The following is a 21,503-nucleotide window of genomic DNA, read 5'->3' as shown; positions in this document are numbered from 1 at the left end:
TTACCATCGAACTGAACCGTAAAGTAATCCGGCACACCGCCCTCCGACAAATGACAGACCGGAACAACGAGTTCACTGGTCATGTTGTTGCCCGCCAAACTCAGTTGAAACTTTCCGATCCCTCTTAAACCGGTCATAGTCCAGCGGTGGGTAGTTTGCTCCTCGCCATAATCAGGTTCACTCGGCAGGCTTCCCTCTTCCAACCCTTCTACTATTCTGCACTTCAGTTTTACGGGATGTCCCGGCAGTGGACTGTCGGTTTTATACCTTAGCGTAAGGACCTGGGGTTGCAGATGCTTGAAGTCGATACCTTCTGGAGGAACAATGTTGCCACCAATCAGTACATCGGCCTCATCCGCCAAATCCGGCGACAACAGTTTGTTGGCATCAATTTTTATGTTGCCCCTCCCGAAACCATGGCCTGCGAGCTCAAAATGAAACGTGCCGCTTCTGTCCGAAGCCAAGGTGATCGTCCAGGAATGCAATCCGGTAAAGGTTTCCGCCGGGGGGTTGCTGGTCACGAGCGGCGACCGCCCGAGCCACAACCCGACCCCATAACCCGCAATCGGGCTGCCTGCCTTGGGGACAAGCGTCAGCGTGTGTACCCCGCCCCTGAAATAAAGTGCGCCGGGCTCCGCATCTTTTCCGTCTATCTGAACCGTTGCCTCATCCGCCAGATTGCGGGACAGCACCTTGCTGTCGGCTAGCGTTATGCCGGTGGTAAAGTCCGCCCCCGTCAAATCCAGCTTGAACGTGCCGCTGTTGTTGGAAGCCACAATCGTCCACGAATGCGGCCCGGCCAAAGTGACCACCAGGTCGCCATCCTGCAATCCGCTGAGCAAGGTGGCCGTCAATTCCAGAGGCCAGCCTTGCACGGGGCTGCCCGGCTTATAGGTCAGGGTGACGGTCTGAGGTTCGTCCCTGAACAGCACGACACCCTGGGTCGGATAAGGGGCACCGTTCACTTGAACACCGTCCACTTCGTCCAGCAGGTTGGTTGACATCACGCGGCAAGAGAGCACCCAAGGCACCTCCACTTCCTTGCTGATCAGCACCAGCGTGATTCGGCCACTGGCACCATCGCCCGGTGTAATCGCCCATGCGAATTCGCCCTCCACCCAATCGCCAAATCCCGGCGATGAAACAAGATCCAGTTCGTCATCTTCAGCCAATTCCAACCTTATCTGCTTCGCGATATCCGCTGACACCTCCACCTTTACTTGATTTGGCTGGCCGCGGAGCAAGAAAAACTCCTCCCCTTCCTGGAACTCCTGGCCGTTGATAAATAACCTGGCGTTATCCCAGAAGCGTTGTAACGTTGATCCGGCGTGGCGTTCGAAGGTCATGGCGTTATCCCGTTAGTCAGCAGTCGCATTAAAAAAGACTGCTCGACTATCGGAAAAAATGCAGGCTTATGGAACTGTCATATTTGACAGTAAAGTTAGAACAAATCGCGATTAATGCACGATTTGACGAGCGTATCGGTGCCATAAAATAGATTGCGTTACTCGTTTTATAGAATGAGCAAAAGACAACCTTGGCTGCCTTTTTTTTCAAGCGACGGGTAATGATTCAAAATTCGCGAAGCAAAAATTTTTTATCGTCTGGACAAATCAGCAAGCAATGCAGCTACAGCGTGTGCTGATCTCACCTGACTTGTGATGACTCATAGCACCGCCTCGACATCCAGGGTGGCATTAAGAAATACCGACCACTCAACTATCGAGACAGTGCATGAATTATGGAACTGTCAGAGTTGACAGTTCGGCTAGAACCAATTGCGATCAAAAGCCAATTTTTCATAAACAACACGCCGCTACTGAGTCACACACCGAGTCAACGTAGTCACTCGTGTGACCTCACCCTCCGCCCTTACATCACCCAGTACATCGGTTTTTTCGGACGTTTCACACGTGCGTTGAGGCATCGGAGGTGGAGCGGCGGGCGGCGGTGGCGGAGGACTGGCACAACCGCCGAGTATCGTTATGCAAAAGGCGAGCGACAATGACGCAAACGTGCATTTCCCAAGACTGTTCATAAACTGACCCGCGATAAGTGATCGACATATTCCGCGACAAACAGCAAACACTACAAAAGTGTGGACCGGTCACGGCAAACAAACGTTCACTTTTCTTATAGGCGGCATGGTTGAGATCGCTTGGCTTTTTCACAGCAAGGATCTAACCGGCACGCGCTATCGGACAGGGTCGGGGCGATGCAGCGTGTTGCTCTCAAGTTCATAACGCAGTTCTTCAATCAGTGCCTCTACCGCTTCCAGAGTCGCAAGCGGGACCCTCAAGCCACTGACTACCAGGTCAACCTGCCCGGAAACCGGGTGATAGAGTTTCACCGTCAACGAGTGATCCCCCGTCAGCGTGCACTCACAAGCCAGCGGCGAAAAACTGCGCTCCAGTTGCAGACGTAATTGCGCCAGGGAAATCATTGCAATTCACCTTGGCGGCGGCGCATCAAACAGTGCGCTGTGAACGTGACCATGTGACGGTTCCTTTTCATGTATCGAAGGGGTTCGCGAAGACTTGTATCGCACCCTTACAGCTTAAGAACCGCCAAGCCCGGTCAGAACATCCATTTGCACTGGCTAATCTAGTGCAATTGCACCTTACCTTTGCCGCTTCGGTCGGCGTTCGCTGGAGAACAATCCGCGCTCGCGCGCCCAGACAATCGCTTCACTGCGACTGTGCACGTCCAGCTTGGAATACACCGTCGAAACATGGTTGCGCACGGTGTTGGGGGCCAGTTTCAGGCGCGCTGCGATTTCCTTGTCAGCCAGGCCTTCGCAGATCAGGCCAAGCACATCGCGTTCACGGGCGGTGAGGTCAGTGAAGGAGACGCTGGGCAATTTCGGCGAGTTGACGCTTTTCACGTTGGCCAGTTTTTCGATCAGCGTTCGGCTGAACCAGGACGCGTCTTTCATCACCTCTTCAATCGCGGCCACCAATTCCAGCTCGGTGCGTTTGCGTTCGGTGATGTTCATCAACACCAGCAGGTAGCAAGGGCTGTCCTGAATGTTCACGGTGTCGGCGGAAATCGCGCAATCGATCAGTTCGGTATCTTTTTTACGTACGCTGACATCGATGCGATCCAGGCTGCCGGTTTTCTCCAGTGCCGCAAACAGACGAGTGCGTGCGCCGGTGTCATGGATGAAATCGATCTCGGCGATGGTCTTGCCGAGCACTTCTTCACTCGGATAGGCGAGGGTTTCGAGGAACGCCTCGTTAACGTCCAGCACCACTTGATCACTGGCGTTGCACACCAGGATCGGCACCGGTGTCAGGCGGAAAGCCTTGGCAAACCGTTCCTCGCTCTGGCGAAGGGCAACCTCGGCCTTATGCCGGGGTTCCATGTCGACGAAGGAAAACAACATGCATTCTTCGTCGTTGAGCTCAAGCGGCTGGCCCGCGACGATCACCTGCTTGCTGCCGCCTTCAGGCAATTTCAGCTCGGCCTGCATCTGGGGAATAGTGGCGTGTTCACGCAAGCGCTCGATTGCCAGGTCTTTCTTTTCGGCGCCTTCAAGAATGTCCAGCTCATAGGTCGACACACCGATGACCTGATCGCGGCTGTAGCCGGTCATTTCAAGGAAGCCGGCATTGACCTTGATGTAGCGCAGATCGCTGAGGCGGCAAATCACCGCCGGGGCCGGGTTGGCATTGAAGGTCTTTTCGAAACGCTGCTCGGCGCTGGCCCACTCGGTGACATCGTCCATGATCAGCACCAGCAACTCCGGTTCGCCGCCGCTGTCGGTCAGGACCAGGCTGCGTACGTTGTGGACCCAGGTACGCGCTTCATCGTCGAGCGGAGTCACTTCCACCAATACATCGCTGAACGTATCACCACGGGCCACGCGATTGATCGGGTAGTTGTCGGCCGGCACCGGATGATTGTTGCGATAACGCAAGGCGAAGCGTTTCGCGTACTCCTTGGCATTGGCGCCCAATTCGCTGATCCGTCTGACACCGTGCATGGTCAGCGCGGCTTCATTGGCCCAGAGGAGGGTCTGATCGAGCTCCAGCAGGATCACGCCGTCGGACAGACCGGCGATGATCTGCTGCAATTGACGGCGATTGGTTTCAGTGGTCAGGACGTCTTGGCTCATTGGATCTCCACAATCGCGGGAGCGCCAACGTGCGGCGCTCTGTGAAGATTACGACCTCAGGGGTTTGTGATCGTGCGTTACTTCTACTCCTTGGCTGAATCTGTGGAACTCTCAATTGCTTCTGAATGCTCCAACTTGCCAGATACGGTTTCAGTCATGACATCTGCTGTGGGCGAAAAGTCAAAACTAGTAGCTAACGGCACACCTTCAGCCTCAAACCGTGCGGTTACCGGCACTACTTTATCGAATTTATCGAAACTAAAATTCCACTTCAATTCTAAGTGACCCATCGTCTGAGGCTCGGCAGGCGTAACATCGGGAACTCCATGCTCCCCCGTCAATGTCATTGTTATTTTTTTACCAAACAATCTGTTCCCAACGGGCCAAAGCTGGATGCCATTTCGGTAGTCAGTTTGAGTAAGGCGCAAAATACCCTTATGAGCAAAAAATCCATTATTGGTTGGCGTAAAAACGTAAAACCTTGAACTTGAATACCAAGGGTGATCGGCCGCATAGGATTCGCAGTGAAATTCCAACGTTTGATTAAAGTCCCGGCTGTACAGTACCAAAGTGAAACGCTCTTCCGTACTTCCAGGTGTTATCGTCCACTTTAACTTACCAGCCACCGGTTTCACCCACGTATCGGTACCCGGCTCTAAATAGATGGGTTGTCCATCAGAGACTACCCCCAGACGAAACTCCCCCAACGAGCCGGGCATATTAATGCTCAACTTATTTGCGAAAGAACTTTGCAGCAGCAGAGGCGCGCCACGCGTTAGTCTGTTCTGGTTGATCTCCATGAATAGATTATCGTACGGGTCATTTCTTGATTCAGCATCTACGACAGTTCCCATAATGCAATCTCCCTCTAATTGATTCACACACCAACCTATGCGCGACTACTATTAGAGAAAACAAACTACAGCGCCACTGTCAAATATGACAGTTGCTTAGAATCAAATTCGAATAAACAGTCTTTTTAATAGCCAAAATAGAATCACAACATCTACGTCGTAGCGAAGCTTGCTCACGAAGAGTCCATCATATGCAACATCTTCGCCGCCTGATCCGACGTCTTCGCGAGCAAGCTCGGCTCCTGCAGGGGTTGCGTGCACCTGAAAACACGAACGTCGGATCTTCATGCCGCGATTTGCCCTCCGGCAATCGCCGCCGACGCCGCCAGCATCGCCCGTAACAACACCGCACACCCTGCGGCCAGGTCGTCCGGTGCGGCGTTTTCGATTTCGTTGTGGCTGATACCACCCTCGCACGGTACGAAGATCATCCCGGCCGGGCCGAGTTCGGCGAGGAAGATGGCGTCGTGCCCTGCTCCGCTGACGATATCCATGTGCGACAAGCCAAGCCCTTGGGCCGCGCCGCGTACCGCTTCGACGCAGCCTTTGTCGAAGTACAGCGGCGGGAAGTCGGCGGTCGGTGTCAGTTCGAAGGTCAGGCCGTGCTCTTCGCAGGTGGCTTCGATCACTTCGCGGACTTCGGCGATCATCGAATCCAGGCGTGCCGGTTCCAGATGCCGGAAATCCAGGGTCATGCGTACTTCGCCGGGGATGACGTTGCGCGAGCCAGGATAGGCTTGCAGGCAACCGACAGTGCCGCAGGCGTGGGGTTGATGGCCGAGGGCGGCGCGATTGACGGCGCCGACAATGACGGACGCACCGACCAATGCGTCTTTGCGCAGGTGCATCGGGGTGGGTCCGGCGTGGGCTTCGACGCCGCGCAGTTTCAGGTCGAACCATTTCTGGCCGAGGGCGCCCATGACCACGCCGATGGTTTTGCGTTCGTCCTCAAGGATCGGCCCCTGTTCGATGTGGGCTTCGAAATAGGCGCCGACGGCGTGACCGCTGACCTTGCGCGGGCCGGCATAGCCAATCGCGTTCAGTGCTTCGCCGACGGTAATGCCTTCGGCGTCGACCTTGGCCAGGGTTTCTTCAAGGGTGAATTTTTCCGCGAACACGCCGGAGCCCATCATGCACGGGGCGAAACGCGAGCCTTCCTCGTTGGTCCAGACCACCACCTCCAGCGGCGCTTCGGTTTCCACGCCGAGGTCGTTGAGCGTACGCAAGACTTCGACGCCGGCGAGCACACCGAAGCAGCCGTCGAACTTGCCGCCGGTGGGTTGAGTGTCGATGTGACTGCCGGTCATCACCGGTGGCAGGTTGGGATTGCGCCCGGGGCGCCTGGCGAAGATGTTGCCGACGGCGTCGATACTGACGGTGCAGCCGGCCTCCTCGCACCACTTGACGAAGATGTCCCGGGCCTGGCGGTCGAGGTCGGTCAGGGCCAGGCGACAGACGCCGCCCTTGACTGTGGCGCCGAGTCTGGCCAGGTCCATGAGCGACTGCCACAGGCGGTCGCGGTTGATGTGCTGATGGGTGGATTGCAGAACGTCTACGGCCGCGTTCATGGTGATCTCCTCAGGAAGTTGTCATAGGTGTATGCCTGTACCTACACCGCAGTTTTCGCAACAGACGGACTGGGCCGAACAGAGCACAACCCGTAATAAATCAACCCACCCAGCGCCGAACCCGTGAACCAGCCATAGCTGTAGAACCAGCTGAAGGCATCGCTGCCCAGCGACAGCAGCGTCAACACCACCGGCACACCAAACGCGATAAACCCGCACCAGTTCCACGCCGGATAGACGTCATCGCGATAAAGCCCGGCCAGGTCCAGTTGCTGTTTCTTGATCAGGAAATAATCCACCACCATGATCCCGGCGATGGGGCCGAGCAGACTGGAATAGCCCAGCAGCCAGTTCGAATAGACCGTTTCCAGGCTCACATCGGAAACGATCAGCCCGAGCTTCTTCAGCAGCTCATGCGCCATCAGCACCAGGCCAACCACCCCCGTGAGCATTACCGCCTTGGTGCGGTTGATCACCTTCGGCGCGATGTTCTGGAAGTCGTTGGTCGGCGAAACAATGTTGGCGGCGGTATTGGTGGAGAGCGTGGCGATGATGATCAGCGCCATGGCCAGCGCGACCCAGACCGGGCTCTGGATGTGCCCGATCAGCGTCACCGGGTCGGACACGGTCACGCCCACCAGCTTGACCGATGCGGCCGTCATCACCACGCCCAGTGAAGCGAACAGGAACATGGTCAGCGGCAGGCCGATGATCTGCCCGACGATCTGGTCCTTCTGACTTTTGGCGTAGCGGCTGAAGTCCGGAATGTTCAGTGACAACGTGGCCCAGAACCCGACCATCGCAGTCAGCCCGGCGGCGAAGTAACTGACCACGCTCGCCCCTTCCGGACGCTTGGCCGGGATCGCCATCAATTCGCTCATCGATACGTTCGGCATGGCCCACACCAGCAGCCCGACACCGACCAGCACCAACAGCGGCGCGGACAGCGTTTCCAGCCATTTGATCGACTCGGCGCCGCGAATCACCACCCACAGGTTCAAGGCCCAGAACACCATGAAACCGATGACCTCACCCGTGCCGCCGAGGGATTTCCAGCCCTCGAACACCGAGCCCAGGAACAGGTGAATCGCCAGCCCGCCAAACATCGTCTGGATGCCGAACCAGCCACACGCCACCAAGGCGCGAATCAGACAGGGAATGTTGGAGCCCAGAATGCCAAAGGATGAACGCAGCAGGACGGGAAACGGGATGCCGTATTTGGTGCCGGGGAACGCGTTCAGCGTCAGCGGAATCAACACAATGATGTTGGCAAACAGAATCGCCAGCAGCGCCTCACCGACGCTCAGGCCGAAGTAAGCGGTCAGCACCCCGCCGAGGGTATAGGTCGGCACGCAGATCGCCATGCCGACCCACAGCGCGGTGATGTGCCATTTGTTCCAGGTTCGCTCGCGCACCTTGGTCGGTGCCATATCGTGGTTGTAACGGGGACTGTCGAGGACATCGCTGCCGGCTTCGAGCTCGAACAAGCCGTCGCGCTCGGTCACTTGCGATCTGATCTGTTGCATGGCCGCTCCACTGTTCTTTGAATTATTTTTTGCTCAACAAGGGGCTGGTGGCATCAATAAACGTGCCGGGCACCCCGATTGCGCATCGGGCAGTTCCATAAAAACTTCGTAAAGCACTGATGTTTATCAGCTTTATTTATATACCTGGTGAGTCCTCGGTGACTTGCCTGTTTCCTCAGGCTAAAAGGCCAGGCCAGTGGTCCGAACCGTCAGGACTCAATCTGGTGCGTCGATCTTTTTTTCAAAGTTGCGCATCAACCATAGACCATCCTCAAGCGGCTGATTTCACATAAGAAATCTTGACCATTTTTGGAACCTGTCAAGTGCGTCAAAATGGTGAGAGGCCTCACCATTTTGGTGATTAATCGTTTTAGTACTTATATTTCAAATACTTAAATCAGTTATATGCTTATAAAAATTATTCTTGCTGATTCCACGAACTCATACTAGTTTCTATTCCTGACAGTGTTGACAGGAATACTCCTGTCTACGCCTGCTTCATATAAAACATTTAGAACCGGCACCAGTCGGTCATTGCCTGCGAGGAACTCGGAATGTCTCTGTTGATCCGTGGCGCCACCGTTATTACCCATGATGAAAGTTATCGCGCCGACGTCTATTGCGCCGACGGCGTGATCAAAGCCATCGGTGACAATCTTGATGTTCCGGCAGGCGCCGAAGTGCTCGACGGCAGCGGCCAATACCTGATGCCCGGCGGCATCGATCCGCATACGCACATGCAGCTGCCTTTCATGGGCACTGTGGCCAGTGAGGACTTTTTCAGCGGTACGGCGGCAGGCCTTGCCGGGGGCACCACGTCGATCATCGACTTCGTGATTCCCAACCCGCAGCAATCGCTGATGGAAGCCTTTCATCAGTGGCGCGGATGGGCCGAGAAGTCGGCCTCCGATTACGGTTTCCACGTTGCGATCACCTGGTGGAGCGAGCAGGTCCGCGAGGAAATGGCCGAGCTGGTCAGCCATCACGGCGTCAACAGCTTCAAGCATTTCATGGCTTACAAGAACGCGATCATGGCGGCCGATGACACCTTGGTAGCGAGTTTCGAACGCTGCCTGGAACTGGGCGCGGTGCCGACGGTGCATGCGGAAAACGGCGAGCTGGTTTATCACCTGCAACGCAAGCTGATGGCGCAGGGCATCACCGGCCCTGAAGCGCATCCGCTGTCGCGTCCGTCGCAGGTCGAAGGTGAAGCGGCGAGCCGGGCCATCCGCATCGCCGAAACCCTGGGCACGCCGCTGTATCTGGTTCACGTATCGACCAAGGAAGCCCTCGACGAAATCACCTACGCCCGCAGCAAGGGCCAGCAAGTCTACGGTGAAGTGCTCGCCGGTCATCTGCTGCTGGACGACAGCGTCTATCAACACCCGGACTGGCAGACCGCCGCCGGCTACGTGATGAGCCCGCCGTTCCGTCCGCGCGGCCATCAGGAAGCACTTTGGCATGGTCTGCAATCCGGCAACCTGCACACCACCGCCACCGACCATTGCTGCTTCTGCGCCGAGCAAAAAGCCGCGGGGCGTGACGATTTCAGCAAGATCCCGAACGGCACCGCGGGTATCGAAGACCGCATGGCGGTGCTCTGGGATGAAGGGGTGAACACCGGGCGTTTTTCGATGCAGCAATTTGTCGCGCTGACCTCTACCAACACCGCGAAGATCTTCAACCTCTACCCGCGCAAAGGTGCGATTCGCGTCGGTGCCGATGCGGATCTGGTGCTGTGGGATCCCGAGGGCACACGGACGATTTCAGCGAAGACCCATCACCAGCAAGTCGACTTCAACATCTTCGAAGGCAAGACCGTACGCGGGGTGCCAAGCCATACGATCAGCCAGGGCCGTGTGGTCTGGGCCGATGGGGATCTGCGCGCCGAGCGAGGGGCCGGGCGGTATGTCGAGCGGCCGGCGTATCCGGCGGTGTTTGATTTGCTGAGCAAGCGGGCTGAGTTGAATCAGCCGGTTGCCGTGAAACGCTGAGATCGAGACCTTCGACCTCATCGCCAGCAGGCTGGCTCCCACAGGGTAAACGCATTCCAAATGTGGGAGCCAGCCTGCTGGCGATGAGGCCCGTTCAGACACCGCACAAACCAATGCCCACCAGAGGCATCACCTCAATAACCGTGAGGCCAACACCGTGATCAAGTCCCTGAACCACCTCCCGCATCCCTACGAGAATGCGGCCGACCTCGCTGGTCATTTCACCGACCTGGCGCCGCCGCTCAACGACCGCCAGGCACATCTGGAAGCCTCGCGCTGCCTGTATTGCTATGACGCGCCGTGCGTGAATGCCTGTCCGAGCGACATCGACATTCCCTCGTTCATCCGCAATATTCATCAGGACAACGTACAAGGCGCGGCGCAGAAAATCCTCTCGGCGAACATCCTCGGCGGCAGTTGCGCCCGGGTCTGTCCGACGGAAATCCTTTGCCAGCAAGCCTGCGTGCGCAACAACGCCCATGAATGCGCGCCGGTACTGATCGGCCTGCTACAGCGCTACGCCGTGGACAATGCGCACTTCAGCGAACACCCCTTCCCTCGCGCCGCAACCACCGGCAAGCGTATCGCCGTGGTCGGTGCCGGTCCGGCCGGTTTGTCCTGCGCCCATCGCAGCGCCATGCATGGGCATGACGTGGTGATTTTCGAGGCACGGGAAAAGGCTGGTGGCCTCAACGAATACGGGATCGCCAAGTACAAACTGGTGGACGATTACGCGCAGAAGGAACTGGACTTCCTGCTGCAGATCGGTGGCATCGAAATCCGTCACGGACAAAAACTCGGCGAAAACCTGACCCTCAGCGAGCTGCATCAACAATTCGACGCAGTGTTCCTCGGACTTGGCCTCAACGCCAGCAAACAGCTTGGACTGGCCCGCGAAGATGCACCGGGCTTGCTCGCCGCCACTGAATACATCCGTGAATTGCGCCAGGCCGATGATCTGACACAACTGCCTTTGGCCAACCGCTGCATCGTCCTCGGTGCCGGCAACACCGCCATCGACATGGCCGTGCAAATGGCCCGCCTCGGCGCGCATGACGTGAATCTGGTGTATCGCCGCGGCGTCGAGGACATGGGCGCCACCCACCACGAACAAGACATCGCCAAAGCCAATCAGGTGCGCTTGCTGACCTGGGCGCAACCCGAAGAAGTGCTGCTCGACGATCGAGGCAACGTGCGCGGCATGCGCTTCGCTCGCACACACCTGGTGGAAGGTCGCCTGCAAACCACCGGCGAAACCTTCGAACTGGCGGCCGATGCGATTTTCAAAGCCATCGGCCAGGCCTTCGACTTGAGCGCTCTCGGCGATCCGCTGGCTCGCGAACTCAAGCGTTCGGGCGATCGGATTCAAGTCGATGAACACCTGCGCACCAGCATTCCGGGCGTGTATGCCGGCGGTGACTGCACCAGCCTCGATCAGGACCTCACCGTGCAAGCGGTGCAGCACGGCAAACTGGCGGCCGAGGCCATCAACGCTCAACTGATGCTCAACGTGGAGGCTGCGTAAATGGCCGATCTTTCGATTGTCTTCGCCGGCATCAAAAGCCCCAACCCGTTCTGGCTGGCCTCCGCGCCACCGACCGACAAAGCCTACAACGTGGTCCGCGCCTTCGAAGCCGGTTGGGGGGGCGTGGTCTGGAAAACCCTGGGTGAAGACCCGGCGGCGGTCAACGTGTCCTCGCGCTACTCGGCGCACTTCGGAACCAACCGTGAAGTGTTGGGTTTCAACAACATTGAGCTGATTACCGACCGTTCGCTGGAGATCAACCTGCGGGAAATCACCCAGGTCAAAAAAGACTGGCCGGATCGGGCGTTGATTGTGTCGCTGATGGTGCCCTGCGTCGAAGAATCGTGGAAATACATCCTGCCGCTGGTGGAAGCCACCGGTGCCGATGGCATCGAACTGAATTTCGGTTGTCCGCACGGCATGCCGGAACGGGGCATGGGCGCGGCGGTCGGTCAGGTGCCGGAGTATGTCGAGCAGGTCACGCGCTGGTGCAAGACGTATTGCTCGCTGCCGGTGATCGTCAAGCTGACGCCGAACATCACCGACATCCGCGTCGCCGCCCGTGCGGCCCATCGCGGTGGTGCCGACGCGGTGTCGCTGATCAACACCATCAACTCGATCACCAGCGTCAACCTTGAGCGCATGGTCGCCAACCCCACCGTCGGCAGCCAAAGCACCCACGGCGGTTATTGCGGTTCGGCGGTGAAGCCGATTGCGCTGAACATGGTCGCCGAGATTGCCCGCGATCCGCAGACGCAAGGCTTGCCGATTTCCGGCATCGGCGGCATTGGCAACTGGCGCGATGCGGCGGAATTCATCGCGCTGGGCAGCGGCTCGGTGCAGGTGTGCACGGCGGCGATGCTGCATGGTTTCCGGATTGTCGAGGAAATGAAGGACGGTTTGTCACGCTGGATGGACAGTCAGGGTTACGCCAGCGTGTCGGAATTTTCCGGGCGAGCGGTGGGCAATACCACTGACTGGAAGTACCTGGACATCAACTATCAGGTGATTGCGAAGATTGACCAGGAAGCGTGTATCGGCTGCGGGCGTTGCCATATTGCCTGCGAAGACACGTCCCATCAGGCCGTGGCCAGTCTCAAGCAGGCGGACGGTACGCATAAATATGAAGTCATCGACGAGGAGTGCGTGGGCTGCAATTTGTGCCAGATCACTTGCCCGGTACAGGACTGCATAGAGATGGTGCCGATGGAGAACGGGAAGCCGTTTCTGGACTGGAATCATGATCCGAGGAATCCGTATCACGTTGCGGTCTGAAATCTTCGGCGCCTGAACTGACGCCATCGCGAGCAGGCTCGCTCCTACATTTGAAATGCATTCCAATGTGGGAGCGAGCCTGCTCGCGATGAGGCCGGCAGCACCACTCGAGATTTTAAGGCTCCAGACCGATCCCCCGCAAAATCACACTCGTCACCGTCTGCACCGCCCGCTCGAACTGCATGTCCGACAGCGGCTGATGATCGTTCAGGATATTCACCTGATGATCAAAGTCAGCGTAATGCTGGGTCGAGGCCCAGATCATGTACAGCAGGCTTGAAGGCTCCACCGGCAAGATGCGTTTGTCGTCCACCCACTGGCGAATTTTCGCCTCTTTCATCTTGGCCCAGTCGTACAGGCTGACGTCCAGTTTCTCACCCAACGTCGGTGCGCCGTGGATGATTTCATTGGCCCAGACTTTCGAGCCGTAAGGCCGGCTGCGGGAGTGGTTCATCTTGGCGCGGATGTAGCTGCTGAGCACCACGCGCGGATCATCGAACATCTCGAAACACAGGGCGTCCTGCTTCCACACCTCCAGCAAATCGAACAGCACGGCGCTGTACAACTCGATCTTGGTGCTGAAGTAGTAATGCAGGTTGGAACGCGGCAGTTGCACTTCGGCGGCGATGTCGGCCATGGCGGTGCCGCCGAAGCCTTTTTCGGCAAAGACCTTTTCGGCCCCGAGCAGGATTTTTTCGACGTTACTGCGGCGAATCTCGATCTTGTGATTGCCCATGGGGGCTCCCTGGCAACAGCGTTGCTCAAGACTAGCATCCGCTCTACCTCGCGGCGACAGCGGAAAACGAAACTTCGTACCACCACCCGCTCACGCTCGCAGTTAACTGTCGCCCTTCTTCGAACCTGCCTCTGAGATCTCCGCGAAGCTTTTCAAGAAATCCCTCTCCATCGCCGTCCTCCTCGGCTCGCTGCTCGCCGCCTCGTCGGTATTTGCCACGCCCATCTGAAAGGCCAGCCCCCGGCCGCTGACAGCGCCGTGAGTGCACCGTCGGACTTGCGTCGGTCGACACCCATAAAAGCGAAGGCGCGTACAGCTTCAAGGTTGGCCGGTCACTCATGACGAGCGCGCTGGTGCTGTACCGTTTCCTGCATCTTGCGGTTGGTGCTGTTCAATCGGTTGCAGATCAAGGATTGCGGAATGGTTGGTGGGGATGGGCGCAGTGGCTGCGGTCTCCCTCCTGGGCACCATGCCTCCCATGATTTCTAGCTGACAGCACAATCCCCAAGTCATCGTATAACTTCCGATTGACAACCCGCTAAACCCTCGCAAATAATCGCCCCAATGTTGTACGACGACGTATGACAACAATAAAAACAACAAGAAACATCGGGAGCGTCACAGTGAGCAAGCACGTCCGTAATTCCTTCGCCTGCACCCCTCGCCCAACCTTCGTACGCCGCTATACCCTGAGCCTGATCGGTTGCAGCAGCCTGGCCGTACTCGCCATGCCCATGACCAGCAACGCCGAAGGATTCGTCGATGACGCCAAGGCCACGCTGAACCTGCGCAACGCCTACTTCAATCGCAACTACACCAACCCGGCCTACCCTCAAGGCAAGGCTGAAGAGTGGACGCAAAGCTTCATCCTCGACGCCAAATCCGGCTTCACTCCGGGCCCGGTCGGCTTCGGCGTGGATGTGCTCGGCTTGTACTCGCAGAAACTCGACGGCGGCAAAGGCACGGGCGGCACCCAGTTGCTGCCGATTCACGATGACGGCCGCCCGGCGGACAATTTCGGCCGGATGGGCGTGGCGCTGAAAGGCAAAGTCTCGAAGACCGAATTGAAAGTCGGGGAATGGATGCCGGTGCTGCCGATCCTGCGCTCTGACGATGGTCGCTCTCTGCCGCAAACCTTTCGTGGCGGCCAGGTGACGTCCACCGAGATCAGCGGCCTGACGCTCTACGGCGGCCAGTTCCGCCAGAACAGCCCGCGTAACGATGCGAGCATGGAAGACATGTTCATGAACGGCAAATCGGCGGCCTTTACCTCGGACCGCTTCAACTTCGGCGGCGGTGAATATGCGTTCAACGAAAAACGTACCCAGGTCGGTGTCTGGTACGCGGAACTCAGCGACATCTACCAACAACAATATTTCAACCTGAGCCACAGCCAGCCAATCGGCGACTGGACCCTGGGCGCCAACCTCGGTTACTTCATCGGCAAGGAAGACGGCAGCGCCCTGGCCGGCGACCTCGACAACAAAACCGCGTTCGCCATGCTCTCGGCCAAGTACGGCGGCAGCACGTTCTATGTCGGCCTGCAGAAACTCAGCGGCGACGATGTCTGGATGCGCGTCAACGGCACGAGCGGCGGCACCCTGGCCAACGACAGCTACAACTCCAGCTACGACAATGCCAAGGAGAAATCCTGGCAGCTGCGTCATGACTACAACTTCGTGGCGCTCGGCATTCCCGGCCTGACGATGATGAACCGCTACATCAGCGGCGATAACGTGCACACAGGGGTGATTACCGATGGCAAGGAATGGGGTCGCGAATCGGAACTGGCCTACACCGTCCAGAGCGGCCCGCTGAAAAACCTCAACGTCAAATGGCGCAACGCGAGCATCCGCAAAGACTTCAGCACCAATGAATTCGATGAGAACCGGATTTTCGTCAGCTATCCGATTTCGTTGCTGTAAAACCTTTAGAAGCCTGGACAACTCTGTGGCGAGGGAGCTTGCTCCCGCTCGGCTGCGAAGCAGTCGCAAAACCGGACAATCCAGTCTTGCTGAAGGATTGCAGGGGCCGCTTCGCGCCCCAGCGGGAGCGAGCTCCCTCGCCACAGATGGGCGCTTGACAACCCTCCGTCCATTTCCACCAAAGTCGCGTTGACAAGACCCGGAAAGCCTAACGATACTCCGACCAAGTCATACGACAACCTACAACGATTCTGACAACAATAATTTGCGTCCAGGAACTGCCATGACCACTACGCCCAACGCCCCTTTCAATCGCCTGCTGCTGACCGGTGCCGCCGGTGGCCTCGGTAAAGTCCTGCGCGAAAGCCTGCGGCCTTACGCCAACGTGATTCGCCTGTCGGACATCGCTGACATCGCCCCCGCCATCGATGATCGCGAAGAAGTCGTGACCTGCGACCTCGCGGACAAGCAAGCCGTGCATCAACTGGTGGAAGGCGTGGATGCGATCCTGCACTTCGGCGGCGTTTCGACGGAACATTCGTTCGAAGACATCCTCGGCGCCAACATCTGCGGCGTATTCCACATCTATGAAGCCGCACGCCGCCATGGCGTGAAGCGGGTGATTTTCGCCAGTTCCAACCACGTCATCGGTTTCTACAAACAGGATGAAGTGATCGACGCCCACTCCCCTCGCCGCCCGGACAGCTACTACGGCTTGTCCAAGTCCTACGGTGAGGACATGGCCAGTTTCTACTTCGATCGCTATGGCATCGAGACCGTCAGCATCCGCATCGGCTCTTCGTTTCCGGAACCGCAAAACCGCCGGATGATGAGCACCTGGCTGAGTTTCGGCGACCTGACCCATTTGATCGAACGCGCCCTGTACGCCCCTGGTGTCGGCCACACCGTGGTCTACGGCGCCTCCGACAACAAGAAGGTCTGGTGGGATAACCGCTATGCTACCGCCCTGGGTTACGCACCAAAGGACACGTCTGAAGTGTTCCGCGACAAAGTCGAAGCCCAGCCGATGCCGACCGCAGATGACCCGGCCATGGTTTATCAGGGTGGTGCCTTCGTCACGTCCGGCCCGTTCGGCGACTGACCCCATTCGTTTCACTTGATCTCCACAACAAAAAACCAAGGGAATGAGTCGCCATGCAAGCCGAATTGATTGTCGATGCCCGAAACGGGGTCGGTGAAAGCCCGGTCTGGGTTCCTGAGGAAAACGCCCTGTACTGGGTCGACATTCCCGCCGGGGGCCTGCAACGCTGGAGCGCCGAAACCGGCCGTGTCGAGGCCTGGACCGCACCGGAAATGCTCGCCTGCATCGTGCGAAGCCCTGACGGCGGTTGGGTCGCCGGGATGGAAAGCGGATTCTTTCGCCTTCACACGCACAACGATGGCAGCCTTGACAGTGAATTGCTGGCGCACGTCGACCATTCCCGCACCGACATGCGCCTCAATGATGGTCGTTGTGACCGTCAGCGGCGTTTCTGGGCCGGCAGCATGGTGCTGAACATGGGCGCCAATGCGGCCGACGGCGCGTTGTATCGCTACAGTGCCGGAGAACGCGGGCCGCTCGGTGCGCAACTGGGTGGATTCATCGTGCCCAATGGCCTTGGCTTCAGCCCGGATGGCCGCACGATGTACTTGTCGGACTCGCATCCCTCGGTCCAGCAGATCTGGGCTTTCGACTACGACATCGACAGCGGCACGCCGTCCAGCCGACGGCTGTTCGTCGATATGCATCAGTTCCCTGGCCGCCCCGACGGCGCCGCAGTAGACGCCGATGGCTGCTACTGGATCTGCGCCAACGACGCTGGGCTGATTCACCGTTTTACTCCCGACGGTCGTCTTGATCGTTCCCTCGCCGTACCCGTGAAAAAACCAACCATGTGCGCCTTCGGTGGCAGTCGACTGGACACGCTGTTCGTGACCTCGATCCGCCCCGGTGACGACCACGACCCACAGTCACTGGCCGGGGGCGTGTTCGCCCTTGACCCCGGTGTAAAGGGGTTGCCGGAACCCGTTTTCAACCACTGACTGAAACGCTCGTATCGCTGGTGAACATGACGCCAACCTTGCTCGAACTCAACGACGGACTCACCCTCCTCACCCTCGCCCCAGAACTCGGTGCGAGCATCGTCAACTGGACCGTGCGCAGTTCGGGTCAGCCGCTGTTGCGCCACAGCGACGCTCACGCGCTCAACACCGGCCTGCCGGGCAAGCTCGGATGCTTTCCGCTGGTGCCATGGTCGAACCGCATTTCCGACGGTGGTTTTGATCGCCCGGATGGCTGGCTCGCGCTCGAGCCCAACAGCCTCACTGATCCGCTGCCGATTCATGGCAGCGCCTGGCAGCAGCCGTGGCAGGTGGTTTTGCAAACGCAGGATGAAGTCGTGCTGCAACTCGACAGCACCACACCGTTCGCGTATCGCGCCCGGCAGCGTTTCCATCTGAGCAACGGCAAACTGAGCATCGAATTGCACGTCTCGCATCTGGCCGAACGCGCTGCGTGGCATGGCTTGGGATTGCACCCGTATCTGCCGCGCACCGCTGGCACACGGTTGCAGGCAAAAGCCGGGCAAGTCTGGTTATGCGACGCGGCCAAACTGCCCACACGGCTCAGCACATTGCCGGCCGATTGGGACTTTCAGCAACTCAAGGCCTTGCCCGGCACGCTGGTCGACAACGGATTCTGCCAATGGGATGGCCACTGCCTGATCCAGCAACCCGACCTCGGTTATGAACTGGAATGCCAGGCCAGCGGCAGCGATTACTACTTGCTCTACTGCCCGGTGGACCTGGCGTTTTTCTGCATCGAACCGGTGAGCCATCCGGTCAATGCGCACCACTTGCCCGGCCGGCCGGGATTGGTGTTGCTGGAGCAGGATCAGTCCGCTGAACTGGCTTTCAGCATGCAGTACCGCGCCTACCCCAATAGCTGACTCAGCACTGCGCGCAACTTGCCGGGTTTCACCGGTTTGTTCAGCAGCGGCGCGTCGAGTCGTTGCAACGAGCGTCGGCACTGGTCCGTGCGGTCGGCGGTGATGATCACCGCCGGAATGGTCTGGCTGAAATGCTCGCGTAGATGCCGGACCACCTCACACCCCACCACCCCGTGATCGAGGTGGTAGTCCGCCAGGATCAGTTCCGGCGCCTGGCCCTGCAACGCGGCCAGTGCCGAGGTTTCGTCGGTGGCGACGACCACTTCGCAGCCCCACTGCCCGAGCAATGCGCTCATGCTTTGCAGAATGCTCACCTCATTGTCCAGCACCAGCAACCGCCGGCCCGGCAACGGATTTCCGGTCCCCGACTGGGGCGCCGCGAGGCTGATGGGTAACGGAATCTCATGGGAGATCGGCACCTCAATGCTGAACATCGAGCCGCGTCCCGGCAGCGAATGCACCTGGATCCGGTAGTCGAGGATCTTGGCGATGCGCTCGACGATGGCCAGCCCCAGCCCCACACCTTTGCGGTCGGCGGCGCGGCCGACGTCCAGTTGATTGAACTCGAGGAAAATCGAGTCGAGGCGATCCGCCGGTATCCCGCGCCCGGTGTCCCAGACTTCCAGGCGCAGCCTGTCACCCCGCCGCCGGGCCCCGAGCAGAATGCTGCCTTCGTCGGTGTAGCGGCAGGCGTTACTGAGGAAGTTGCGCAGGATACGGGTCATCAGCCGCAGGTCGGTGCGAATGGCGAAATCGCCCATGTGCACGCGCAAACGCAACCCGGCCGCATCGGCCACTGACCGGAACTCGGACGCCAGCGGCCCGAGCAATTCATCGAGGCGGTACAACGCGACATCCGGTTTGACCGCGGCCTGATCGAGCCGGGAGATGTCGAGCAAATCGGTAAGCAAGTCTTCCGCCCCTTCCAGGGCCTGATGGGTGCGTTCGACCAGCACCTGTTCGACGTCCGGCAGTTTGCGTTCACGCAAGGTCGAAATCAGCAAACGCGCGGCGTTGAGCGGTTGCAGCAGGTCGTGACTGGCGGCGGCGAGGTATTTGTCCTTGCTGCGATTGGCGGCCTCGGCAGCGTCCCGGGCATCGCGCAAGGCCTCGGCGATCTGTTTGCGCTGGGTGATCTGTTGCTGCAGGTTGCGGTTGGCTTCAAGCAATTCGTCGGTGCGCGCGGTGACACGCTGTTCCAGTTCGTCATTGAGCTGTTGCAACCGTTGCTGCGCCTGCTTGCGTTCAGTGATGTCGGCGACAAAACCCTCCACCAGCGCCTCTTGATCGGGCTTGAGCAGCAGGTTCATCAGCACATCGAGGCTGCTGCCGTCCTTGCGCCGCAACTGGGTTTCATAGCCGTGCAGACTGCCCTGATGCCGGAGGATTTCACCGATGTTTTCCAGTTCCCGCGCACCGCCGACAAACAGGTTGCTCGCCAGATCCGCCAGGGAAAACAGCACGTCCTGAGGGTTTGCATAGCCCAGCATCCGCGCCAACGCAGGGTTGGCGGCGCGCATGCCTTCGAGCAGGCTCGCCTGGAAGATCCCGTGCACGGCATTTTCGAACAGCCACTTGTAGCGATTGCGCTCGGCTTCGAGCTCGTCGAGGCGCGCGGCGAGTTCCGGGTAATGGCTCTTGCGCGCCGAGTGACTGCCTAATCCGAGTAACCCGGCCAGCGCCCGTTGTTGTTCGTCAGAGGGCTTCGCCATAGACGACCTCGACATCACGCTGACTGGATTCGCGCGGGTTGGTGAGGATGCACGGATCGTGCATGGCGTGTTGCGACAGGAACGGGATGTCCGCCGTGCTGACGCCGTGCAGACCGAGGGTTTCATGGAAGCCAATCGCATGTTTCAACGCGATCAGGTGCTCAACCAGACGCCCGCAGATCTGCCGGTGATTGAGGCCACGGCAATCGATGCCGAACGTTTCGGCAATCACCTTGAACCGTTCCGGCGCGGAGCTGTAATTGAAGGCCACCACGTGTTCCACCAGTACCGCGTTGCACAGCCCATGGGGCAAGTCGAGGAAGCCGCCCAGGCTGTGGGACATGGCATGCACTGCGCCGAGGATCGCGTTGGAGAACGCCAGCCCGGCCTGCATGCTGCCGAGCATGATCTTCTCGCGCAGGGCGATGTCGCTCGGGTTGGCGATCATCTGCACCAGGTTGCCGTTGATCAGGCGCATCGCTTCCAGCGCATGCGGGTCGGTCAAGGGGCCGTGACCCGTGGACACGAAGGCTTCGATGGCGTGCACCAACGCGTCGATGCCGGTACAGGCCGACAGGAACGGGTCCATGCTCAAAGTGGTTTCCGGGTCGATCAGCGACACGTCCGGGACCACCGCTTTGCTGACGATGGAGAACTTCATGCGTTCTTGCTGGTTGGAGATGATCACGAATTGCGAGACGTCCGCCGAGGTACCCGCGGTGGTCGGAATCAGGATCAGCGGCGGGCTGGGCACGCGAATGGTGTCCACCCCTTCGAACTCGAGGATGCTGCGCCCGTGAGCGACGACAATGCCGATGCCCTTGCCGCAATCCATCGGGCTGCCGCCACCGACGGCGACGATTACGTCGCAATGGTTTTCCCGGTACAACTCGGCACCGAGCATGACCTCCTCGACCCGTGGGTTGGGCGAAACGTCGCTGTAGAGGAAGTAATCGATGCCCAGGGCTTGCAGGCTGGCCTCGACATCGGCGACCCAACCGGCGGCGATCACGCCAGGATCGCTGACCACCAGGACCTTGCGGGCACCAAAGGTCTTGGCGTAGTTGCCGACGTTGTGCCGGCAACCGGCACCAAAGATGATTTCAGGTGAAACGAATTTACGCAGCTGGCTGAGACTCTGGCTCATTGGAAAGCCTGTTTTTATTGTTTTGGAAGGTAAGAGCCACACTAACCCATCCGGCTGTGAATGCAATCAGACCAATGGTTACACCGCAGATCCCTGTGGGAGCGAGCCTGCTCGCGATGGGGCGGCACATTTAACATCTGTATTGCCTGACAAACCGCTATCGCAGGCAAGCCCGC

Annotated in this window: 15 protein-coding genes and 2 pseudogenes; 8 read left to right on the top strand and 9 right to left on the bottom strand. The window is 58.7% G+C overall.

Annotated elements, in window-relative coordinates:
* The 6 genes and pseudogenes from ACM6IQ_RS08120 to ACM6IQ_RS08095 all read right to left on the bottom strand — a co-directional run.
* Window positions 1–1,346: pseudogene (locus ACM6IQ_RS08120) on the bottom strand (hypothetical protein); the annotation flags it as partial.
* Window positions 1,347–2,194: 848 nt separating this feature from the next.
* Window positions 2,195–2,443: a DUF1652 domain-containing protein gene (locus ACM6IQ_RS08115; protein ID WP_017339429.1), complete on the bottom strand. Its 249-nt coding sequence runs from the start codon at window positions 2,441–2,443 to the stop codon at window positions 2,195–2,197.
* A gap of 177 nt (window positions 2,444–2,620) precedes the next feature.
* A complete protein-coding gene (locus ACM6IQ_RS08110; protein WP_017339430.1) occupies window positions 2,621–4,117 on the bottom strand; it encodes a helix-turn-helix transcriptional regulator in 1,497 nt (498 codons plus the stop codon).
* 83 nt (window positions 4,118–4,200) lie between these two features.
* Window positions 4,201–4,971 (bottom strand): hypothetical protein, encoded by a 771-nt coding sequence (locus tag ACM6IQ_RS08105; protein ID WP_414878477.1) that lies wholly within the window; start codon window positions 4,969–4,971, stop codon window positions 4,201–4,203.
* A gap of 284 nt (window positions 4,972–5,255) precedes the next feature.
* Window positions 5,256–6,539, bottom strand: a complete 1,284-nt coding sequence (locus ACM6IQ_RS08100; protein WP_414878476.1) for a Zn-dependent hydrolase — start codon at window positions 6,537–6,539, stop codon at window positions 5,256–5,258.
* A gap of 41 nt (window positions 6,540–6,580) precedes the next feature.
* Window positions 6,581–8,065: an NCS1 family nucleobase:cation symporter-1 gene (locus ACM6IQ_RS08095; RefSeq protein WP_017339433.1), complete on the bottom strand. Its 1,485-nt coding sequence runs from the start codon at window positions 8,063–8,065 to the stop codon at window positions 6,581–6,583.
* 554 nt (window positions 8,066–8,619) lie between these two features.
* Between ACM6IQ_RS08095 and hydA the strand changes: the two genes are divergently transcribed.
* From hydA to preA, 3 genes are all read left to right on the top strand, one after another.
* Entirely contained in the window at window positions 8,620–10,059 is a 1,440-nt protein-coding gene (gene hydA / locus ACM6IQ_RS08090; RefSeq protein ID WP_017339434.1) for a dihydropyrimidinase, read from the top strand.
* Window positions 10,060–10,216: 157 nt separating this feature from the next.
* Window positions 10,217–11,584: an NAD(P)-dependent oxidoreductase gene (locus ACM6IQ_RS08085; protein WP_414878475.1), complete on the top strand. Its 1,368-nt coding sequence runs from the start codon at window positions 10,217–10,219 to the stop codon at window positions 11,582–11,584.
* Complete coding sequence (preA, locus tag ACM6IQ_RS08080) at window positions 11,585–12,859, top strand: NAD-dependent dihydropyrimidine dehydrogenase subunit PreA (RefSeq protein ID WP_414878474.1); 1,275 nt, start codon at window positions 11,585–11,587, stop codon at window positions 12,857–12,859.
* Window positions 12,860–12,974: 115 nt separating this feature from the next.
* Here the strand turns inward: preA and ACM6IQ_RS08075 are convergent, their stop codons facing one another.
* On the bottom strand, window positions 12,975–13,595 hold the full coding sequence (locus ACM6IQ_RS08075) for a TetR/AcrR family transcriptional regulator (protein WP_414878473.1): 621 nt from the start codon (window positions 13,593–13,595) through the stop codon (window positions 12,975–12,977).
* Between the two features lie 363 nt (window positions 13,596–13,958).
* Between ACM6IQ_RS08075 and ACM6IQ_RS08070 the strand changes: the two are divergent.
* The 5 genes and pseudogenes from ACM6IQ_RS08070 to ACM6IQ_RS08050 all read left to right on the top strand — a co-directional run.
* A pseudogene (locus tag ACM6IQ_RS08070) lies at window positions 13,959–14,088 on the top strand (copper resistance protein CopD); the annotation flags it as partial.
* Between the two features lie 130 nt (window positions 14,089–14,218).
* Window positions 14,219–15,520 carry an OprD family porin gene (locus tag ACM6IQ_RS08065; protein WP_414878472.1) on the top strand — a complete coding sequence of 434 codons (1,302 nt, stop codon included), beginning with the start codon at window positions 14,219–14,221 and terminating at the stop codon, window positions 15,518–15,520.
* A gap of 283 nt (window positions 15,521–15,803) precedes the next feature.
* Complete coding sequence (locus ACM6IQ_RS08060; RefSeq protein WP_414878471.1) at window positions 15,804–16,622, top strand: NAD-dependent epimerase/dehydratase family protein; 819 nt, start codon at window positions 15,804–15,806, stop codon at window positions 16,620–16,622.
* 53 nt (window positions 16,623–16,675) lie between these two features.
* A complete protein-coding gene (locus ACM6IQ_RS08055) occupies window positions 16,676–17,563 on the top strand; it encodes an SMP-30/gluconolactonase/LRE family protein (protein ID WP_414878470.1) in 888 nt (295 codons plus the stop codon).
* Window positions 17,564–17,589: 26 nt separating this feature from the next.
* Window positions 17,590–18,468: an aldose 1-epimerase gene (locus tag ACM6IQ_RS08050; protein WP_414878469.1), complete on the top strand. Its 879-nt coding sequence runs from the start codon at window positions 17,590–17,592 to the stop codon at window positions 18,466–18,468.
* On the opposite strand, the gene ACM6IQ_RS08045 is transcribed toward ACM6IQ_RS08050, so the two are convergent.
* Window positions 18,453–20,180, bottom strand: coding sequence for a NahK/ErcS family hybrid sensor histidine kinase/response regulator (locus ACM6IQ_RS08045; RefSeq protein WP_017339443.1), 1,728 nt, complete (start codon window positions 20,178–20,180; stop codon window positions 18,453–18,455). The two genes, ACM6IQ_RS08050 and ACM6IQ_RS08045, sit on opposite strands and share 16 nt — an antisense overlap.
* Window positions 20,164–21,327, bottom strand: coding sequence for an alcohol dehydrogenase-like regulatory protein ErcA (gene ercA / locus ACM6IQ_RS08040; RefSeq protein ID WP_017339444.1), 1,164 nt, complete (start codon window positions 21,325–21,327; stop codon window positions 20,164–20,166). Before ercA ends, ACM6IQ_RS08045 begins: the two co-directional genes overlap by 17 nt.
* Window positions 21,328–21,503: the final 176 nt, after the last annotated feature.

Origin of the sequence: Pseudomonas sp. IT-P100 (assembly GCF_949767185.1) — a bacterium.
GTDB classification, from domain to species: Bacteria; Pseudomonadota; Gammaproteobacteria; order Pseudomonadales; family Pseudomonadaceae; genus Aquipseudomonas; species Aquipseudomonas fluorescens_B.
Note: the sequence above shows the minus strand (reverse complement) of the source record. Positions and strands in the feature narration are given on the sequence as shown.